At 33.0% G+C, this 20,249-nt stretch carries 19 protein-coding genes; 12 read left to right on the forward strand and 7 right to left on the reverse strand.

From position 1 onward, the window contains the following. Positions 1-13: 13 nt before the first annotated feature. The 7 genes from porK to L3X39_RS00245 all read right to left on the reverse strand — a co-directional run bounded on the left by porK (position 14) and on the right by L3X39_RS00245 (position 8,896). Entirely contained in the window at positions 14-1,375 is a 1,362-nt protein-coding gene (gene porK / locus L3X39_RS00215; protein WP_452124567.1) for a T9SS ring complex lipoprotein PorK/GldK, read from the reverse strand. 162 nt (positions 1,376-1,537) lie between these two features. Then, positions 1,538-2,704: a formimidoylglutamase gene (locus L3X39_RS00220; protein WP_237229356.1), complete on the reverse strand. Its 1,167-nt coding sequence runs from the start codon at positions 2,702-2,704 to the stop codon at positions 1,538-1,540. 171 nt (positions 2,705-2,875) lie between these two features. Beyond that, the gene (gene topA / locus L3X39_RS00225) at positions 2,876-5,374 is read right to left on the reverse strand and encodes a type I DNA topoisomerase (protein ID WP_237229357.1); all 2,499 of its coding nucleotides are present in this window, start codon (positions 5,372-5,374) and stop codon (positions 2,876-2,878) included. A 140-nt stretch (positions 5,375-5,514) separates the two neighbouring features. Continuing rightward, positions 5,515-6,282 (reverse strand): hypothetical protein, encoded by a 768-nt coding sequence (locus L3X39_RS00230; protein WP_237229358.1) that lies wholly within the window; start codon positions 6,280-6,282, stop codon positions 5,515-5,517. Between the two features lie 16 nt (positions 6,283-6,298). Then, positions 6,299-7,069 carry a hypothetical protein gene (locus L3X39_RS00235; protein ID WP_237229359.1) on the reverse strand — a complete coding sequence of 257 codons (771 nt, stop codon included), beginning with the start codon at positions 7,067-7,069 and terminating at the stop codon, positions 6,299-6,301. Between the two features lie 119 nt (positions 7,070-7,188). Continuing rightward, entirely contained in the window at positions 7,189-8,427 is a 1,239-nt protein-coding gene (locus tag L3X39_RS00240) for an LVIVD repeat-containing protein (protein ID WP_237229360.1), read from the reverse strand. Between the two features lie 28 nt (positions 8,428-8,455). After that, entirely contained in the window at positions 8,456-8,896 is a 441-nt protein-coding gene (locus L3X39_RS00245) for a hypothetical protein (RefSeq protein ID WP_237229361.1), read from the reverse strand. Positions 8,897-9,036: 140 nt separating this feature from the next. Here L3X39_RS00245 and miaB point away from each other — a divergent pair, with 140 nt between their 5' ends. From miaB to L3X39_RS00305, 12 genes are all read left to right on the forward strand, one after another. After that, complete coding sequence (gene miaB, locus L3X39_RS00250; protein ID WP_237229362.1) at positions 9,037-10,485, forward strand: tRNA (N6-isopentenyl adenosine(37)-C2)-methylthiotransferase MiaB; 1,449 nt, start codon at positions 9,037-9,039, stop codon at positions 10,483-10,485. Between the two features lie 16 nt (positions 10,486-10,501). Then, the gene (locus L3X39_RS00255) at positions 10,502-11,773 is read left to right on the forward strand and encodes a sigma 54-interacting transcriptional regulator (protein ID WP_237229363.1); all 1,272 of its coding nucleotides are present in this window, start codon (positions 10,502-10,504) and stop codon (positions 11,771-11,773) included. A 56-nt stretch (positions 11,774-11,829) separates the two neighbouring features. Beyond that, positions 11,830-12,333, forward strand: a complete 504-nt coding sequence (locus L3X39_RS00260) for an LptE family protein (protein ID WP_237229364.1) — start codon at positions 11,830-11,832, stop codon at positions 12,331-12,333. After that, a complete protein-coding gene (locus L3X39_RS00265) occupies positions 12,333-13,262 on the forward strand; it encodes a DUF8458 domain-containing protein (RefSeq protein WP_237229365.1) in 930 nt (309 codons plus the stop codon). Before L3X39_RS00260 ends, L3X39_RS00265 begins: the two co-directional genes overlap by 1 nt. After that, complete coding sequence (gene secG / locus L3X39_RS00270) at positions 13,262-13,618, forward strand: preprotein translocase subunit SecG (protein WP_237229366.1); 357 nt, start codon at positions 13,262-13,264, stop codon at positions 13,616-13,618. The genes L3X39_RS00265 and secG overlap by 1 nt, the downstream gene beginning before the upstream one ends. Positions 13,619-13,765: 147 nt before the next feature. Beyond that, entirely contained in the window at positions 13,766-14,041 is a 276-nt protein-coding gene (locus tag L3X39_RS00275) for a co-chaperone GroES (RefSeq protein WP_237229367.1), read from the forward strand. Positions 14,042-14,064: 23 nt separating this feature from the next. After that, the gene (groL, locus tag L3X39_RS00280; RefSeq protein ID WP_237229368.1) at positions 14,065-15,696 is read left to right on the forward strand and encodes a chaperonin GroEL; all 1,632 of its coding nucleotides are present in this window, start codon (positions 14,065-14,067) and stop codon (positions 15,694-15,696) included. 96 nt (positions 15,697-15,792) lie between these two features. Then, a complete protein-coding gene (locus L3X39_RS00285; protein ID WP_237229369.1) occupies positions 15,793-16,440 on the forward strand; it encodes a DUF6090 family protein in 648 nt (215 codons plus the stop codon). A 165-nt stretch (positions 16,441-16,605) separates the two neighbouring features. Next, positions 16,606-17,310: an esterase family protein gene (locus L3X39_RS00290; protein WP_237229370.1), complete on the forward strand. Its 705-nt coding sequence runs from the start codon at positions 16,606-16,608 to the stop codon at positions 17,308-17,310. Between the two features lie 22 nt (positions 17,311-17,332). After that, positions 17,333-18,307 (forward strand): ATP-grasp domain-containing protein, encoded by a 975-nt coding sequence (locus tag L3X39_RS00295; protein WP_237229371.1) that lies wholly within the window; start codon positions 17,333-17,335, stop codon positions 18,305-18,307. A 9-nt stretch (positions 18,308-18,316) separates the two neighbouring features. Beyond that, complete coding sequence (locus L3X39_RS00300; protein ID WP_237229372.1) at positions 18,317-19,411, forward strand: carboxylate-amine ligase; 1,095 nt, start codon at positions 18,317-18,319, stop codon at positions 19,409-19,411. A 13-nt stretch (positions 19,412-19,424) separates the two neighbouring features. Continuing rightward, a complete protein-coding gene (locus L3X39_RS00305) occupies positions 19,425-20,243 on the forward strand; it encodes a type 1 glutamine amidotransferase (RefSeq protein ID WP_237229373.1) in 819 nt (272 codons plus the stop codon). Positions 20,244-20,249 lie beyond the last annotated feature (6 nt).

The following is a 20,249-nucleotide window of genomic DNA, read 5'->3' on the forward strand; positions in this document are numbered from 1 at the left end:
ATTTGATTAAAATTTATTTACCGTTTTTAGTTACTTGTGTCCCCATGTAATCTTGAACGGTTCTGAAACCTATATAACTTCTTGCTGAATCTGCATACTCATAGTCTCTTGAACTTACTTGCAAGAAATAAGCAACATCTTTCCAAGAACCACCACGAACAATTTTACGTTGATTGTTAGCATCATTCACACTTGGGTTAATAGTTGATGTATATTCATAAGCTGATGGATCATAGGATGCATTCACCCATTCCGAAACGTTTCCAGCCATATTGTATAAGTTATAATCATTTGGTTCGTATGATTTTGCTTCAACAGTATATAATGCTTGATCTGCCGCATAATCACCTCTTACAGGTTTAAAGTTTGCCATAAAACATCCTCTGTCACTTTTTGTGTAAGGACCACCCCAAGGATACGTTGCAGCTTGTAAACCACCTCTGGCGGCGTACTCCCACTCTGCTTCCGATGGTAATCTGAATGTATTAACCATCGCTGCTCCTTTTTTAGATTTTTGGTATGAGTTTTTGTTAATAGTTCTCCATTCACAAAATGCTTTTGCTTGTTTCCATGTTACACCAACAACTGGGTAATCACTATAAGCATCATGCCAAAAATAATCATTGTGCATTGGCTCATTATATGAGTAAGCGAAATCTCTAATCCATACCGTAGTATCTGGATATACTTCAATTTCTTCTTTCTTAATAGCGTCTTTACGAGAAATACCTCTGTTTCGAGCAGCTTCTTGAATATCCATGTAACTGAATTGGAATTTAAACTTTTTAACATCCCAAGTACGCTGACCATTATAAGATTCTTCTAATGGTAAGTACATAGTATCCATTACTTCAGTATAGTACTCGTCTGGATATTCGGCTGTATCGAAAATTAAATCTACATCTTTATTTAATTTTCTACCTTCATATCCTGTTGGTCCTAAGCCTGTATAATTTTCGAACATATACTTTTCGTAAACAGACATATTTGCTGTATCTGCATCTTTAAATGCATATTCACCAATGCCACCATCTTCAGGAACTTTTCCAACTTCATCTGCTAATACGGCTAATTTCATTCTAACAATAGAATCTCTTACCCAATTAACAAACTGACGATACTCGCTGTTTGTAATTTCTGTGGCATCCATATAAAATGCTCTAACAGTAACTGTTTTTGAAGGTGCATCTTGAACTCCAGCCAGATCATCATCTGCTTTACCCATTATAAATGCGCCTCCAGGAATTAATTCCATACCATAAGGCTTTTCAGGGTGCCATTTTTTTCCTTTAACACCTACTAGCTCGCCTCTATCTTTAGAGCCACAACTAGTTAGAATTGCTAATACTGCGGTTAATAAAATAAACTTCTTCATATCCATAGAAAACTCGAGGTTAATTATTTTAAGCTTCATTTGAGAGCGTAAACATATTTATATATTTTTTAAAAAACAACTTTTTATCTAAAAAATTTACATTTCATCGTAAAAAAATTACATTTTACCGATGAAATTGACTATTTGACCATGCTTTGTCTATTACACACAGTTCTTTTGAAATGCTTTAAACCAACGATCTGGCACCTTATTATTACACGCATCGAGGTAATCTTGATGCATGCATGGTAATAACGTATGTCTTTTTAATTTATTATTAACTTCAGATAAAAATGGAATTTCTATCCACCATCTACCTGTTTTGTTACTTTTATAGAATACTAATTCTTCCGATTCGACCAAGGTTATAAACTTTTGATAATTTCTATCATCTGAAAAATCATCGTCTTTAACTCTAAAATTAACCCCTTCAACAAAGTACCAAATCATTTGAGCAACTAACATAGATGTAATAGTATCATCCTTTGAAGGTACATATTCATATATACCAAACGATGTTACTTTATTACTAATACCTGCATAACGCGATATGGCACAAATTTCTTTTCCGTCTAAACCATTGGGAGAATACTTTTGATTTAAACTTAGCTCTGATGATTTTACCGAAGTTAAATCGATACTAACAATATTGGCATCACGCAATACTGGCTCTACAATAGAAATATCTTTAGATACTTGACCTAACCTGTAGGATTCAAAATAAAGGCTATCCATTAAATCTATTTCTTCTTGCGAATTAAAATAGGTTTGATATCCAATTGTAGCATAATTAAACAGGTTGTACGGTTGATCTAGAATAATTTTTCCAACAAAGCTATTATTCTTTATAGGTTTAGTAGAATCTCCTAAATTAAATTTTGCATCAACATTTACAATGTTTACCATAGGTATTAAGCCATCGTAAGCTCTATAATTTGCATATGTAATATCTTGAGACCCTCCTAGTATAACTGGAATAACACCTTTTTTTACTAGAATAGAAACCGATTCTCTTAAAGCAAAATATGTATCTTCTACACTTTCTCCTTTATTTATATCACCTAAATCTGCAACGGTTACATTCCAACTACCTGGATATAGACTATAAAATGATTTTCTAATTTCATCCAATTGAAAATCTTGTCCTATATAATTAATGTCGTTTCTATTTTCTAAAACACCAATAATAGCAATATTAACATCGTCTAAATCTGGGATACCATTTTGAGACGAGTGAATTTTAATCTTTCTGCCTAAAGCTTGTAAGGATAGTAATTCGTTATGGGCTAAAACTGAATCTGAGACTGGGGATAAAAAATTAAAGTTCATCTTTAATTACAAAGAAAATTTGATTTAAAATTGATTAAACACAAATATCAACAGAATAAATGAGTTTTCGATTAGCTTTATGTTAAAATAACCGATGAAATGCATTTATTTATCAACATAATAAATAATTACATTCAAAATTACTAATTTAAAAAGAGGGCAATATAAATATTACTTCTTTTTCGAAGTTGCCTTTTTCTTAGCTGTTTTCTTTTTAGGAGCTTTTGCTTCAATTAAAGCTTGTGCCTTTTCTAAAGTTATTTTAGAAACATCAACGGTCTTAGCTAATTCAATTTTTGTTTTACCTTTAATAAGGTTATGCCTTCCCCAGCGTGCCTTTTCAATACGGATACCTTCTGCTTCCCAATTTTGAACAACTTTATCTTTTTCCTTTTGGATTTTGTCTTCTATTAATTCAACAATATCATCATCAGACAGTTCGTCCCAATTGTATTTTTTGTTCACGTTGATAAACATATTGTTCCATTTAATAAATGGTCCGAATCGTCCTTTACCTTTTTGTACAGGCAAATCTTGATACATATATATAGGAGCATCTGCTTTTTGCTTTTCTTTGATTAAAACAATAGCATCATCTAACTCTACACTTAATGGATCAACACCTTTTGGTAAGGATACAAACGCATTTCCAAATTTTACATAAGGTCCGAAACGTCCGTTATTAACTTCAACTTCTTCACCCTTATATTCTCCCAAGCTTTTGGGCAATTTGAACAAATCCATAGCCTCATCATAGGTAATGGAGTTCAATTGTTGGTCTGGACTTAAACTAGCAAACTGCGGTTTTTCTTCATCATCCACAGTACCTATTTGAACCATAGGACCAAATTTACCCAAACGCACACTTACTTGTTTCCCTGTTTTTGGATCGGTTCCTAAAACACGTTCACCAGATTCTCTATCAGCGTTTTCTTTAACATGCTCTACTTGAGGATGAAAATCTTTATAAAAAGATTTCATCACTTTCGTCCAATCTTCATTTCCTTCTGCTATTTCATCAAAATCAGCTTCTACTTTCGCGGTAAAGTTATAGTCTAAAATATGCTCGAAATGGTTCACAAGAAAATCTGTTACAATCATTCCAATATCAGTTGGCACCAGTTTCCCTTTATCGGAGCCTACTTTTTCGGTTAATTTTTTACTTTTAATCTCGCTTTTCTGCAAGACCAATTGCTTATAACCACGTTCTTCTCCTTCGTTTGAACCTTTCTCAACATAATTTCTGTTTTGAATAGTTGAAATAGTTGGTGCATAAGTAGACGGACGACCAATACCCAATTCTTCTAATTTTTTAACTAAGGAAGCTTCCGTATATCTTGAAGGCGGACGCGTATAACGCTCCGTTGCAGTTATATAATTATTGTTTAATTTCTCATTAACCTTTAAATCTGGTAAAATACCTTCTTGCTCAACATCTTCATCATCTGTTCCTTCAAGATACACCTTTAAAAAACCATCAAAAGTGATGATTTCTCCGTTAGCTGCAAATTCCTCATTAACCTTATTTGAAGCGTTAATTTGAATTTTTAAATTGGTACGTTCTAGCTCTGCATCACTCATTTGAGAAGCAATAGCACGTTTCCAAATCAATTCGTATAGTCTTGATTGATCTCTATCAATATCTACTGCATGCAATGAAAAATCTGTAGGACGGATAGCCTCATGCGCTTCTTGCGCTCCTTTGGATTTTCCTTTATAATTTTGAGGTTTACTATATTGTTGCCCAAATGCTGATATAATTTCAGCTTTTGCTGCGTTTCGTGCTTCATCAGACAAGTTTACACTATCTGTTCTCATATAGGTGATTAATCCAGATTCGTAAAGCCTTTGTGCATTAGACATGGTTCTACTTACTGAAAAGCCTAATTTTCTTGAAGCTTCTTGCTGTAAGGTTGATGTGGTAAAAGGTGCAGCAGAAGATTTTTTTGCTGGTTTTTTCTCTAAACTTGAAACCTGATAGGTAGCTTCAATATTATTTTTTAAAAATTCAGTAGCTTCAGTTTCCGAGTTAAAATTCTTTGGAAGTTTAGCTTTAAACGTTTGTCCTTTTTCATTTGAGAATTCCGCATCAATTCTATACGATGCTTGAGCTGTGAATTCTTGAATTTCTCTTTCTTTTTCAACAATTAAACGTACAGAAACCGATTGAACACGACCTGCTGAAAGTCCACCTTTAACTTTTCTCCAAAGCACTGGCGACAACTCATATCCTACGATTCTGTCTAAAACTCTACGCGCTTGTTGTGCGTCGACCAAATCATAATCAATCCCTCTTGGATTTTCAATAGCTTTTTGAATGGCAGATTTAGTAATCTCATGAAAAACAATACGTTTGGTTTTATCCTTATCTAGCTTTAAAGTTTCGGCTAAATGCCACGCAATAGCTTCTCCCTCTCGGTCTTCATCACTTGCTAACCAAACCCAATCTGCGTTTTTTGCTAATTCTTTAAGCTTTTTTACAACGTCTTTCTTGTCCTTTGAAATTTGATATTTTGGTTTGAAATCACCATCAACATCAACACCTAATTCCTTAGAAGGTAAATCGGCAATATGCCCAAAACTAGATTCTACTTTAAAATCTTTTCCTAGAAATTTTTCAATGGTTTTTGCCTTAGCTGGTGACTCAACTATCACTAAATTCTTCGCCATACTTCAATTTTTGAAGGTACAAATGTATATGAAAAAAAGTTTATCTGCCTAATTTTAAATACAATCTGTGTATTAATTAAAAAACAAAACCTGCTTTTTACAGTGAAAAAACAGGTTGTTTTTATGTTAAATTTTTAAGTTTATTCTTCGGTGTTTCCTATTTGATCTATTGCAGTTTGCTCGCCAAAACCGACTACTTCTTTATATATAAAATAAACTGGTAAGTAAGCAAAAGCTGCTGTTACAAATACTCCAATAAAGCACATTATAATACCAACTAATTGAGCCAAAAGGCCCGCAACAAAAATTAGCCCAAAGGTTATAAGCCATTTTTTATTACCTAATTTAAATCCAACTTTTACTATATCAGAAGGTGACATATCAGGGTTAAATGCATAAATCACATTAATTAAAGCAATTGGAACCATCACATAGATAATTGGCAAAACGCACAGTAAAGTTGCTACTAAGCTGATACCAAATGTCATTGCAGCTAATTTTATGGTTTTTCTTAAGTGGGGTTTTTTAAAAAAATAAAAATAGTCGTCAGCACCAGATTCATTTAAGTCTTTCAGTTTACATATTCTATAAAAAGCAGATTTTAAACCAAAAGTAATTACTACGGCAAAAAATGAAAAAACTATCATAAATAAATAAAATGGAATGAAAATAGCCATATTAGGTTGCCCTCCTTGTTGTAATGTTTCTGGGTCTAAAATTCCCATAGCAATTAAAGGTAAATACATTATGATATAAAAAGGAATCATAAAAGCTATAGTTAATAAAAGCATAAGCAATCCTTGTAACCACACCTTTTTAAAAAGCTCAATAGATTTATTAAAAATATCGCCAAAATCTAGATCTTTAGCCTGTTCTATTCTTTCCAATAAATTGTTAATTGTATTCATATAAATCTAATTTAAATTAATAATCTGAATCATCTTTAACTCCAATTTGTTCTATCTCACTAACATCTTCAAAACCAATAACTTCTTTATATACATAAAACACAGGCAAATAAACAATTGAAATCGTAAACAACACCCCTATAAAGCAAGCTATAACTCCCAACATTCCTAGAATAGCTGAAACAAAAATCAATCCGAAAGAAATAAGCCATTTTTTATTTCCCAAAGCAAAACTTGCCTTAACAATTTCTGTTTCGCTTAAGTCTGGGTTAAAGGCAAATATTACTGAAAAATAAGAAATTGGGACAAACACATAGATATAAGGAATAACTAACAATAGTTGTGCAATGGTTGCTATTAACCCATATATAATACCTAGCATAAAAATTTTAGAAAAATATCCATTACTGAAAAAATAAAAATAATCGTTATTGTCTTCATCCTTCATAACATAATTTTTACAAATTCTATAAAACGATGCCAAAAAACCAATTGAAACCACGCTGCCTAAAATTGTTTGAGGCAAACTATATAAGACATTCATAGAGTAAAAAGAAGTAAACGTTTCAAGATTAATACCATCATTAAAATTATAAATATTTGTTGATAACCCTATAACGGAGAACAAAAAACCAATAACGAACGCGCATAAAAAAATTAGCAAAACTGTTAAAAACCCTTTTAACCACACTTTTTTGAACAGTTCGATAACTTCACTTAAAATGGTTCCAAAATCTAATGCTTTGGCATTCTTTATTTTTTCTGATAAACTATAATATGTATTCATTCTTTGGTTAGTTATTATCCTATAAAAGTAAATGTTTTTTTAAAAACTCTTAGATATATTGGAAACTAAAAAATCCTGCATTATGCAGGATTTTTATTATTAAAGATTTCGTTTCTTAATTATTTCAATTCATAAGTGCTTAATAATTGCACCAAATTGCCTTCATAATGGTATTGATATAATGTATTACCTCCAATCATAAGCAGTGAGTTTTCCAAGGCGATAACATCCTTAGATTGAATGTTTTTATAATTTGCTGTCATATTTAAACTCTCTGGATTGCTTTTATCAAATAGTTTTAATCCTGAAGTTCCGTCGCATACAAATAGTGTATTAGCTTTAAATCCTAGTCCATAAGGATTATCCAAGCTGTATTGCTTTATAAGCGTAGGTTTTGTTTTATCGCTAACATCAATAACTTCTAACACGCTTTCTAATTGACCACAATCATTACCTCCTCGTATTGTTAAATACGCAAAATCGCCATCAACCACCACAGGGTCGCAACCTTCCCAATGCATAAATTCTGATACATATTCTGGTGAAGATGGGTTTGTTAAACTATATATATACATCCCTTGATTACTTCCTAAATATAAATAGTCATCCGCTTGAAACATAGTTTCTATATTCCAACCAGCATATTGGGTGTTGGCAAGTACTGGTTCTGAAAGGTTATGAATATTAAAGATGGTCATTTCATAATTACCAACTGTATATAAATAATTATCTACTATCTGAAAACGCGCTAGAGAACCACCAGTTCCTGTAACAGACTCGCTTGAATTTATTACGGCTCCATCAAAAACCACATCGATTAAAATATCATCATCCCTTTTTTTTCGACGTTCAGTGGTTATTGTCCAGCCAACGATCACATCATTATTATAATCAAATTTATCAAAATCAACTACCTGTGCTTCAACAGGTATATTATAATCATATACTCTGAATACATCTTCTAATCGTTCCTCTAGTTTTATTGAATTAATATCCGAAATATCAAAAACTAATAAATCAGTGGCACTATCAGCATACAGAATATCATCTTTTACTGATATATCTTCATTCCCAGGAATCTTAATATATTTTATCGCATTAGGGTTTGATGGATTAGAATTGTCTATTATTTGAATCCCGTTGTTTGTATCACCTACAAAAATGTAATTTTTATAGGCGTATATCTTACCAACTTCTTCAATACCTTTAGGAGCTGATATGTCTACAGAACTTCTAAACGCCGATTTACTCATTAACATTGGTTTTGCTACTTGAACGAACTCGAAATCTTCATCATTGGTGTCGCACGCTGCAACAAAGATTAGGGACAAGGACAAAAAAAGGTGTTTTATTTTCATAATATTAATATTTTCATTAGTTAGTTTTTTAATATGTATATGTTAATGAAGATTCATAACCATCAATATGCAAAATAATTTTATTACTACCAGTAATTTGTAACGATGTTAAATCGAAAGAAATCGATTTTTCAAAATATGCTAAGCACGCCTCGTTATTTAATAATTCAAATTTTAAATAGCGTTGTTCGGGTGAAGATTCAGCAACAGCTCCAGAATCAACCAATTGGTATGTCCAAGAATTTCCATCACATCCAGAAGCTCCAAATTCAATAGTTAGACAATTATTTTGTATTTCAGCACCAAGAATTGTAAAATTATTAGATTCTAAACTATCGTATAGGCTTTCATCTATTACAGTAGTTTGGTCGCAAACACCCAAATAATCATCACTATCATCATCACACTGCATATTCATAAAGCAAAATGCAACTGGAATAATGAAAAAAATATTTTTAACAATTCTCATAGCAATGAATTTATTTTTAGATGCATAAACCAAATTTTGGTTGCGTTAATTTAACAAAAATAAAACTGCCACTTTGTCATATAACATAAATAAATTGTATCTTTGCATGCTTATTGAAACTAATATGTTTCGGATAAACTATGGAAAAGATAATAGACGAAAATAAACAAGGTGAAACTTTAGTTTTAAACCAAAAAGAAGGCAACAAGCGTAAGCTTTTTATTGAAAGCTATGGGTGTGCTATGAACTTTAGCGATAGCGAAATTGTTGCTTCTATAATGTCTAAACAAGGGTTTAACACTACTCAAAATTTAGAAGACGCCGATTTAGTTTTAGTTAACACTTGCTCGATTCGAGACAAAGCAGAACAAACTGTTAGAAAACGTTTAGAAAAATATAATGCTGTAAAACGTGACCACAACCCAAAAATGAAGGTTGGCGTTTTAGGCTGTATGGCAGAAAGGTTAAAAACTAAATTTCTGGAAGAAGAAAAAATTGTTGATTTGGTTGTAGGACCAGATGCTTATAAAGACTTACCAAACTTACTTGCCGAAGTTGACGAAGGAAGAGAGGCCATTAACGTTATTCTTTCTAAAGAAGAAACCTATGGCGATATTTCTCCAGTAAGATTAAACTCAAATGGAGTTACTGCTTTCGTATCTATTACTAGAGGGTGCGACAATATGTGCACCTTTTGCGTTGTCCCTTTTACTAGAGGACGCGAACGTAGCAGAGACCCACAAAGTATTATTGAGGAAATAAATGATTTATGGAATAATGGCTATAAAGAAGTTACGCTTCTCGGGCAAAATGTAGACAGCTATTTGTGGTACGGTGGCGGACTTAAAAAAGACTTTATTAAAGCGAGTGATATACAAAAAGCAACGGCTGTTAATTTTTCAAATTTATTAGAATTATGCGCAAAAGCTCAACCCAAAATGCGTATTCGATTTTCAACTTCGAACCCTCAGGATTTGACTTTAGATGTGGTTCATACCATGGCGAAATATCAAAATATATGTAACCACATACATTTACCTGTTCAAAGTGGTAGTAATCGCATTTTAAAAGAGATGAATCGTTTGCATACGCGCGAAGAGTATATGGCACTGATTGATAATATTCGAAAAATCATTCCAGATTGCGCCATAAGTCAAGATATGATTGTTGGGTTCCCAACTGAAACCGAAGAAGATTTTCAAGACACAGTTTCATTAATGAACTATGTTCAATACCATTTTGGGTATATGTTTACCTATTCGGAACGCCCTGGAACTATGGCAGGCCGAAACATGAAAGATGATATTCCTGAAGAAACTAAAAAACGTCGACTACAAGATATTGTAGATTTACAAAGAATACATAGCGAAATTAGGACTAAGAAGTGGCTCAATAAAACTGTTGAAGTGCTCATTGAAAAAGAATCAAAAAAATCCAATAAACAATGGTCTGGTAGAACATCTCAAAATACAGTTTGTGTGTTTCCTAAAGGTACATATAAAATTGGCGATTTTGTAAATGTAAAAGTAACTGATTGCACTAGTGCAACACTAATTGGAGAAGCCATTGGTTATTCTGAGAACAATTAAGATATAAAGAAAGAAAATGGAATCAGTACAAGCTATAAAACAACGATTTGGTATTATTGGTAATACACCATCGCTAAACCGCGCTATTGAAAAAGCGATTCAGGTAGCTCCAACTGATATTTCGGTTTTGGTTACTGGTGAAAGTGGTGTTGGTAAAGAAAGTATCCCAAAAATAATACATCAATTATCTCATAGAAAACATAATAAATATATTGCCGTAAACTGTGGTGCCATTCCGGAAGGCACCATTGATAGCGAACTTTTTGGTCACGAAAAAGGTTCGTTTACGGGTGCTACGCAAACCCGAGAAGGCTATTTTGAAGTAGCCGATGGTGGAACTATTTTTCTTGATGAAGTTGGTGAACTACCGCTTACTACTCAAGTACGTTTACTTCGTGTTTTAGAAAATGGTGAGTTTTTAAAAGTAGGTTCGAGTAAAGTACAGAAAACCAATGTGCGTATCGTAGCAGCTACCAATGTAAATATGTTTGAAGCGATACAGAAAGAAAAATTTCGTGAAGATTTATTTTACAGGTTAAGTACGGTTGATATTCATTTACCTCCATTACGCGAGCGTCAAGACGATATTCATTTGCTTTTTAGAAAATTTGCTAGTGATTTTGCATTAAAATATAAAATGCCAACGGTAAAATTAACTGACAATGCGGTTCAAGTACTTTTAAAACACAGATGGGGTGGTAACATTCGTCAGTTACGAAACATCGCAGAACAACTATCGGTTTTAGAACAAGACAGAACTATTACTGCAGAAACTTTGAGAAGCTATTTACCAACTTCTGGCACAAACTTACCCGCAGTTATTAAAACATCGAAGTCTGAAAGTGATTTTAGTACCGAACGGGAAATTTTATATAAAGTCCTTTTCGATATGAAAAGCGATCTCAACGATTTAAAAAAACTCACTTTAGAGTTGATGAAAACTGGCAACATAAAAGATGTTGAGAAAAATAATGAAAGTTTGATTCAAAAAATCTATGGAAATAATAATGAAGAAGAAGATACTGACTATGAAGAATCTATAGAAAATCCTGAGGTTATTGCAATTCCAGAACATCGTTCAAATGATGATGATTCTATAGGTATACAAGATAAATATCATTTTGCCGAAGAAATTGAAGAAGAAGAAACTTTATCGCTACACGATAAAGAATTAGAATTAATAAAAAAATCGCTTGAACGTCACAACGGAAAGCGTAAATTAGCTGCTGCAGAATTAGGTATTAGCGAGCGTACTTTGTACAGAAAAATTAAACAATACGATTTATAAGTTTTCGTTTAATTAAAACCCCACTTAATTCTTGCAAAAGTTAGAGTTTATATAACATGAAAAAACACCTTTTATACGTTTCTATTTTAACCTTTAGTTTTTTACTTTTTGGTTGCGGCATCTATTCATTCACTGGAATTGAAACCAATGCTAAAACATATCAAGTAAATTATTTCGAAAATAATGCCTTATTGGTTGAACCTGGTTTAGAGCGTGATTTTAAATTGGCTTTGGAAGATTTAATTCAAAACCAAACCAATTTAAATTTAGTACCTTCAAATGCCGATTTAGTTTACGAAGGTGAAATTTCAGATTATAGAATATCTCCAACTACAGCAACGTCACAAAATACGGCTGCCCAAAATAGACTAACCATAAGTGTAAAAGTGCGTTTTTATAATAGACTAAAAGAAGAAGAAGACCTAGAACAAACGTTTTCATTTTTTTACGATTTCCCTGGTAGTGCGCAGCTTGTTGGCGCTCAAAAAACAACAGCTCACGAAGAAATTTTAGAAAGATTAACTCAAGATATTGTTAACGCTACCTTAGCTAGATGGTAATGAATCAAACAGATTTCACATACATACTTCAGCATCCGCAAGCAATAACAACGGAGCAAACTGAAGCTTTAAAATCTATTATTGATGAATTTCCATATTTTCAATCAGCACGTGCTGTTTACCTAAAAGGCTTAAAAGATCAAAGCAGTTTTAAATACAATCAAGAGCTTAAAACTACAGCAGCTTACACAAGCGATAGAAGTATTTTATTTGATTATATCACATCTGAAGCGTTTATTCAAAATGAAATTTCACAATTCATAAAACAAAATATTGCCCATTTAAAAGATATAGATGTTGATATTGAAGATATTTCGGTTGAAAAAAGTGTAAAAATTGATGAAGCCTTAAAACAACAAATCAGAGAAACAGACGGTGTTTTAGATCCTGCGCTTTTTCAACCAAAAGAATCGCGCCCTGTTAAATCTTTTATTTTAGACGAATCAGAATCTATTGAAGCTGTATCCCAAGAAACAAAGACTCAGGAACCTACTGCCAATGAGATATTAAATTTAGGAACACCGCTTCAATTTGATAAACGAGAAACGCATTCATTTAACGAATGGTTAAAACTAACAAGATTTAAACCCATTCAAAGACAAGCGAAAAATGAAGAAAAAAACGAAACTCCGGAAACCTTAGATAAGGAAAAGAAATTTGAATTAATTGATAAATTTATTTCTGAAAACCCAAAAATCAGTCCCTCGAAAACGGTTTCACAAAAAGGCAATTTAGCCAAAGCTCAAATGATACCGCCTGAGTCCTTAATGACAGAGACTTTAGCTCGTATTTATGTTGAGCAAAAAAACTATAAAAAGGCAATTCAATCTTATAAAATTTTAAGTTTGAAATATCCAGAAAAAAGTAGTTTCTTTGCAAACCAAATTAAAGCAGTAGAACAATTACAAGAACAAAATAACAAAGAATAATGAGTACGTTTACAATATTTTTAGCACTAATAGTTGTGGTAGCCTTTTTACTAGTAGTAGTAATTATGGTACAAAACCCAAAAGGTGGCGGGTTATCATCTTCGTTTGGTGGTGGTGGCACACAACAACTGGGTGGCGTAAAAAAGACAACTGATTTTTTAGATAAAAGTACCTGGACATTAGCAACCTTACTTTTAGTATTAATTTTACTATCTAATGTAGCTATAAACAGAGGTGGAGAAAATTTAGATTCAAAAGCATTGGATCCTAACGCTACAACATCGCAACCTTTACCAGCAGTTCCAGTACAAACTACTAATGATACAGCAACACCTGCTGATTCAACAGGAAACTAAATTAGTTAAATGATTAACAAAAAATGCCAGCTTTTCCAGTTGGCATTTTTTGTTTCTGTAAGTTTGTCAGTTATCTAGCATTGGCACATTTTTAGCATAACGCATTAGCGTTAACATTAATTTTTTAAACTTAAAAATATACAACAAATGGCATTAAACATTAAACCATTAGCAGACAGAGTTCTTATTGAGCCTGCTGCCGCTGAAACTAAAACAGCATCCGGAATTATTATTCCAGATAACGCTAAAGAAAAACCACAAAAAGGTACTGTTGTAGCTGCTGGACCTGGCACGAAAGACGAACCTATAACCGTTAAGGTTGGCGACACTGTTTTATATGGCAAGTATGCTGGAACAGAGCTTAAACTTGATGGTAAAGATTATTTAATGATGCGTGAAAGCGACATATTAGCAATTGTTTAATTATTCCAAAAAACGAAAATAAAATGGCAAAAGATATAAAATTTGATATTGACGCAAGAGACGGCTTAAAACGTGGCGTAGATGCATTGGCAAATGCGGTAAAAGTAACATTAGGTCCAAAAGGGCGTAACGTGATTATTAGTAAAAGTTTTGGTGCACCACAAGTAACTAAAGACGGTGTAACTGTAGCTAAAGAAATTGAATTGGCAGATGAGCACGAAAATATGGGTGCGCAAATGGTAAAAGAAGTTGCTAGTAAAACCAACGATTTAGCTGGTGATGGAACTACAACAGCAACTGTTTTAGCTCAAGCTATTGTAAAAGAAGGATTAAAGAACGTAGCTTCTGGAGCAAACCCAATGGATTTAAAACGTGGGATTGATAAAGCGGTTGAAGCCATTACTAAAGATCTTGAAAAACAAGCTAAACAAGTAGGTAATTCTTCTGAAAAAATAAAACAAGTTGCGGCAATTTCTGCAAATAATGATGATACTATTGGCGAATTAATTGCTACTGCTTTCGGTAAAGTTGGTAAAGAAGGTGTTATTACAGTTGAAGAAGCTAAAGGCATGGATACTTATGTAGATGTTGTAGAAGGTATGCAGTTCGACAGAGGGTATTTATCACCTTACTTTGTAACGGATGCTGACAAAATGATTGCCGATTTAGAAAATCCATACATTTTATTATTCGACAAAAAGATTTCTAACTTACAAGAAATTCTACCCATATTAGAGCCAGTTGCTCAATCTGGTCGTCCATTATTAATTATTGCTGAAGATGTTGATGGACAAGCCTTAGCAACTTTAGTAGTAAACAAATTACGTGGTGGCTTAAAAATTGCCGCAGTAAAAGCGCCTGGTTTTGGAGACCGCAGAAAAGCTATGTTAGAAGACATCGCCATCTTAACTGGTGGAACTGTTATATCTGAAGAAAGAGGGTTTACCTTAGAAAATGCAGATTTAAGCATGTTAGGTACCGCTGAAACTGTAACTGTTGATAAAGACAATACAACCATCGTAAACGGTTCTGGAAAAGCTACTGATATTAAAGCACGTGTTAACCAAATAAAATCACAAATTGAAACAACAACTAGTGATTATGATAAAGAAAAGTTACAAGAACGTTTAGCTAAATTAGCTGGTGGTGTTGCTGTGCTTTATGTGGGTGCTGCAAGTGAAGTTGAAATGAAAGAGAAGAAAGACCGCGTTGATGACGCTCTACACGCAACGAGAGCTGCTGTTGAAGAAGGTATTGTTGCCGGTGGTGGTGTAGCTTTAGTAAGAGCCAAAGCGGTTTTAGAAAAAATTACCACAGAGAATTTAGATGAAACAACTGGTGTTCAAATCGTAAACAAAGCGATTGAAGCTCCATTACGCACCATAGTAGAAAATGCTGGTGGTGAAGGTAGTGTAGTCATCAATAAAGTTTTAGAGGGCAAGAAAGATTTTGGTTACGATGCAAAATCTGAAGCCTATGTTGATATGCTAAAAGCTGGTATTATCGACCCTAAAAAAGTAACACGAATTGCTTTAGAAAATGCAGCATCTGTTGCAGGTATGATTCTAACTACCGAGTGTGCTTTAATCGACATTAAAGAAGACGCTCCTGCTATGCCTCCAATGGGCGGAGGCGGTATGCCAGGAATGATGTAATCAAGTTATATTAAAATTCTAAAAACGCTTCAATTAAATTGAAGCGTTTTTTTATTGCTTAATATTTCATAGATTTAAACAAACAAATCATTCAAAATGAAAAAAATAAATTGGCAATACACAATTGGTGAAATTTTGATTGTAATTGTAGGCATCTCCATTGCTTTTAGCATGAATAAATGTGCAGAACATTCCAAGAATGAATCTCATAAAAAGCAGTATTTAACCAATTTAATAAATGATGTTACTTCGGACAAAAAGGCCCTTGAAGAAAATGTTCTAGCTATCGAAAAGAAAATTAATACCACAAAAGAAATACTTCCTAAACTCAATACCAACGCACCAGACAAAATGAGTATCATCGGAAAAGTATTCAGCATAGTGGCTCTTAACAATTTTACACCAAATGATAACACATATCAAGCACTTATTAATTCTGGTGATTTCAAATTAATTGATGATTTTGAGATGAAAACCGCTATTGAAAAGCACTATGCTACTTATGAAAATATGAGCGACAGTTATGAACGTTTAGAAAACATTCAAAAAAAATATGTGGGCGATTATTTTATACATAACATTGATTATGATGATTTCAGTAAAGGGCAATTTGGTTTTAAAGATGAAAAACTTTTGAAAAATATTATTTTAAGCATGCGTGGTGCCTTTGATTTAAAACTTAAAGCCACTAAAACAGGAATAAAAAGTTGCGATAACCTATTAACCATTTTAAAAAAAGCTTAATTACACACGGAAAAACGTTCAAATAATTTAAAATCCCCAAATAAAAAACTATATTGTTGATAGCTATATGTTTAATCAATAATTTTAAATAAAATATATAAATAAGCTATTGCAATATATTGTACATTTGCGCGCTAATTTTTTATCTAACTAAAAATCAATCGATTGAAAGAAGAATATCATAAATGGTACTCACCTACCTTAAGTAAAGATATAGAAATGCTAGTGTTTGGTCATGCAGGCTATCCACTAGTCTTGTTCCCAACCACTATGGGTCGCTATTATGAATGTAAAGATTTCAAACTTATCGAATCTGTAAGATGGTTTTTGGAAGAAGGCTTGGTACAAATATATTGCCCTGATAGTATTAATGAATTAAGTTGGTACAATAAGGGTATTCATCCTGCTGATAGAGTAAAAAACCATGTATGGTACGATGAATTTATTCTAAACGAAGTAGTCAACCCTATTTGTCAACAAAAAAACTTACCAAAAGTTGCTATAGCAGGTGTTAGTTTTGGTGGTTACCATGCTGCAAATTTCGCATTTAAGCACCCTGAAAAAGTGAGCCATATGTTTAGTTTAAGTGGTTCTTTTGATATTAAATCTTTTTTAGACGGCTATTATGATGATAATGTGTATTTTAATAACCCAGTAGATTTTCTACCAAACAGTAATCATCCAGACCTTTGGAAAATGAAAATTATTCTTGGAGTTGGCGAATGGGATATTTGCTTAGAAGCTAACCAAAAAATGGCTAAAATACTTAGCGATAAAAACATCCCTTTTTGGTTTGACGAACGAAAATGGGCAGAACATGATTGGCCAATTTGGAGACAGATGTTTCCGCACTATTTATCAAAAATTTAATTAACCATTAACTATATCTTTTATGAAAAAAATCGGCATTTTATTTGGGCAAGAGAACACATTTCCACCAGCATTTATTAATCGCGTTAATGAAAAAATAAAAGAACAAGGCATTAAAGATATGATGGCGGAAGCGGTTTTAATTGAAACTGTAGAGCAAGCAAAATCTGATGAATACGCCGTAATTATTGATAGAATTTCGCAAGATGTTCCCTTTTACAGGGCCTTTCTAAAAAATGCTGCTATTACAGGAACTGCTGTAATAAACAACCCATTTTGGTGGAGTGCCGATGAAAAATTTTTCAACAATGCATTAGCCGAAAAAGTTGGTGTTCCTGTTCCTAAAACATTTATATTACCAACATCTCATAGGCCGCCCGATACCACCGAGAACTCCTTTAGAAATATGAAATTCCCATTTAACTGGGATAAGATGTTTGAAACTATTGGTTTTCCTGCATACATGAAGCCACATGATGGCGGTGGCTGGAAAAGTGTTTATCGCGTAGATAATCCTGAAGATTTATGGAAAAAACATGGTGAAACCGAAAATTTGGTAATGATGCTACAAGAAGAAATCAATTTTACCGAATACTTTAGGTGCTATGTTTTAAACACTGATAAAGTACATATCATGCAATACGAACCTCGTAACCCGCATCATTTGCGCTATGTTATTGATGGTCCACCAGTAAAAAAAGAAATATTAGATTTAGTTGAAAAATATTGCATCAGACTTAATAAAGCTTTAGGATACGATTTTAATACCGTAGAGTTTGCTGTGAGAGATGGAATACCTTATGCCATCGATTTTTGTAATCCTGCACCAGACGCCGATATACATTCTGTTGGACAAGAAAACTTTGATTGGATAGTTGAGAATGCAGCAGATATGGCAATTGAAAAAGCAAAACAATACAAAAAAGGTAAAATGAATTTAACATGGGGTACATTTGTTAAAGATCAAATTACAGGCAAAAAAACATCATTTAAATAATAGTTGTCTATGGATTTTACATTAGGCATTGAAGAAGAATACCAAGTTATAGATCCTGTAACTAGAGAATTAGTTTCTCACGACCAGCAAATTGTTATTGAGGCAGCAAAAGTACTTGACGAGCAAGTAAAAGCCGAAATGCATCAAGCTGTTGTGGAAGTTGGCACAAATATTTGTAAAAATATAACCGAAGCTAGATCAGAAATTATTCATTTACGCAAATCTATTTCCGATATAGCAAAAGGGCTAGGTTTTAGAATTGGCGCTGCCGGAACACATCCCTTTTCTGAATGGCAAAAACAACTTATAACACCCAATCCACGTTACGATGAAATTGTAAACGAGCTTCAAGACACAGCGCGTTCTAATTTAATTTTCGGACTTCACGTACATGTAGGTATTGAGGATAAGGCATTGGCGCTTCACCTAACTAATGCGATGCGTTATTTTTTACCACATTTGTATGCTTTATCGACTAATTCACCATTTTGGGAAGGAAGAAATACGGGCTTTAAATCATTCCGATCTAAAGTATTCGATAAATTTCCAAGAACTGGCATACCTGGTGTGTTTGACAATTTAACTGATTACGAAAACTACGTTAAGCTTTTGGTAAAAACGAAATGTATTGACAACCCAAAAAAAATATGGTGGGATATTAGAATTCATCCTTTCTTCCCTACCCTAGAAGTTCGTATCTGTGATGTACCGATGACGGTTGATGAAACCCTAAGTATCGCTGCATTGATTCAAGCAATAGTTGCCAAACTTTATAAGTTAAAAATGCAAAACTTAAATTTTATAACCTATCACAGAGCCTTAATTAACGAGAATAAATGGCGTGCGGGTAGATATGGTATTGATGGAAAAATGATTGATTTTGGTAAAGAATGTGAAGTTGAAACACGGCTGTTGCTTGAAGAATTATTAGCTTTTGTTGATGATGTTGTTGATGAATTAGGGTCAAGAAAGGAAATTGAGAACGTAAGAAATATAATGAAAAATGGTACTGGAGCCGATAGGCAATTGGCTGTTTTTAAAGAAACTAAAGATTTAACTAAAGTAGTCGATTATATTATGGAACAAACTATTTTAGATACCTAAAAGAAGAAAGGAAATGCAGAGTGATAAAGTAAAATTAGCAATTTTAGACATGAACAACAATGAACCCAACCAGGGTTTACGTTGTATAGTTGATATTGTAAAATCGTTTAAAAAAGAAGTAGATTTTGAAGTATTTGATGTAAGAGCAAAAAATGAATTGCCCGATTTGAGCTTTGATATTTATATTTCTAGTGGTGGTCCTGGTAGTCCTTTAGAAAATGAACCTTGGCGCCAACCTTATCTAAATTTAATACAAAACCTTTGGGATTTTAATTTAAAATCTAACCATCAGAAAAAGCATGTATTTTTTATTTGTTACTCTTTTCAGGTGGTTTGTCATTACTTTGAATTAGGCGAAATAAAACCTCGAAAAAGTACTTCGTTTGGTATTTTGCCCGTTCATAAAACAGCTGCTGGTAAAAAAGATATTATTTTAAAAGGTTTAGACGATCCTTTTTATGCAGTCGATTCTCGCGATTGGCAACTTATTCAACCTCGATTAGCTGTTTTTAAAGAACATGGTGCTTCTATTTTAAGTTTAGAAAAAATAAGAACTCATGTTGAATACGAACGCGCAATTATGGCGGTACGCTTTTCCAAAGAATTTATAGGTACACAATTTCATCCTGAAGCAGACCCGGTTGGTATGTACGCCCATTTTTCAGAAGACGCTAATAAACAAAAAGTAATTACCAATTTTGGTGAAGCTAAATACAATCAAATGATGGATAGAATAGACGACCCTGATAAAATTATCAAAACCTATCAGCATATTTTACCAACATTTATTCGAAGAGCCATCAAACAACATACACAACAATTAATTTCTTAAAATTGA

The organism is Flaviramulus multivorans (assembly GCF_021728415.1).
Lineage (GTDB): Bacteria > Bacteroidota > Bacteroidia > Flavobacteriales > Flavobacteriaceae > Sabulilitoribacter > Sabulilitoribacter multivorans.